This is a genomic window from Okeania sp. SIO3I5 (genome assembly GCF_010672085.1).
Classification (GTDB): Bacteria; Cyanobacteriota; Cyanobacteriia; order Cyanobacteriales; family Microcoleaceae; genus Trichodesmium.
In genome coordinates this window covers 1-1,004 of the sequence record NZ_JAAHHT010000561.1, presented here as the reverse complement: position 1 = coordinate 1,004, position 1,004 = coordinate 1, and the positions used below count along the sequence as shown (strand labels likewise).

Annotated in this window: 1 protein-coding gene and 1 pseudogene; one reads left to right on the top strand and one right to left on the bottom strand. The window is 39.4% G+C overall.

Going from position 1 to position 1,004, the window contains the following annotated elements:
* Nucleotides 1–43 precede the first annotated feature (43 nt).
* A pseudogene (locus tag F6K40_RS40555) lies at nucleotides 44–514 on the bottom strand (NADAR family protein).
* Between F6K40_RS40555 and F6K40_RS40550 the strand changes: the two are divergent.
* Nucleotides 513–659 carry a hypothetical protein gene (locus F6K40_RS40550; protein WP_293146086.1) on the top strand — a complete coding sequence of 49 codons (147 nt, stop codon included), beginning with the start codon at nucleotides 513–515 and terminating at the stop codon, nucleotides 657–659. The pseudogene F6K40_RS40555 and the gene F6K40_RS40550 sit on opposite strands and share 2 nt — an antisense overlap.
* The last annotated feature ends 345 nt before the right edge of the window (nucleotides 660–1,004 follow it).

Sequence of the window (1,004 nt, the reverse complement as noted above, 5' to 3'; positions counted from 1 at the left end):
AATATTATCCATGCCCGAATATGTGTCTAGCTTAGATTTTGATTTATTCATTTGAGTAGGGAACGCGCAATTTTTCACGAACTGTCATTAAAATCAGTCCTAATTTATTTTTGCCCGTACGATCTTTGCCACAACCCCAATAATAATCGCTAGGAGAATTCTCGACAATTAACTCATCATCCGTTGACAGTAAAATTTCACGAATATCGGCATGAGTTTCAAATTTTTTCAATACACCTCGCTCCATAATTTCATCTTTAACCTTTTCCCAATCAGTTCGCAGTGGATATTTCCTGCAGCGCCCCATTTTTGCTGCTTCCTTTGGAGTTTTTACCTCCCGAATTTTGTTAAACCACAGAGGATCTGTCGTAGCAAATTTCTGAGCTTAAAAATAATGCTCGTTCGTTACCCAGCAATATCCTTCAAGTTCAAAACCATGCCGGGAAAAATTAGAGAAACAACCATAAGGTTGTGAGCGAGTACCATAAAAATAAAGGTGGTGGTGCTGAGTAATGGTAGAGAGAGTGTGGTCCGTGTGGTCCGTGTGGTCCGTGTGGTCCGTGTGGTCCGTGTGGGAAGAAATTAAAAAATATATATTTTCACCATTACAATGCAGGACTACCAAAATAAATAGGCATATATCCAAAAATATTTGCTGAGAAACTGTTTGTAATAGTCTATCTAACTTTACCGAATAATTAATAATTAAATAATTAAATAATTCAGCTTTGTTAGTCTCCCCTTAAAAGGGGAAAAAGCGGTCGGCAAGCGGAGCATTCCGAAGGATGGGATGCCGAGGATACCTCGGCATATCCAATCGACCAAGAGAAATAAATTTTTTCCTTTGAGTCAATCATCTCGCTAAAAGGGAGAGGTAATATCATGTCCGGTAGCATCGTTTGTGTATAGAGTTAAGTCACAACTGGAAGAAACCCTCCTGACTCCTGTACGGACGTTGCATAACAAAAATGCGAACGTCCCTACCTCCTGACTCCTCCATTTTT

Bases quoted from the DNA above. Each gene is read 5' to 3' on its own strand.
- F6K40_RS40550 (WP_293146086.1), top strand. From the start codon at position 513: ATGGTAGAGAGAGTGTGGTCCGTGTGGTCCGTGTGGTCCGTGTGGTCC.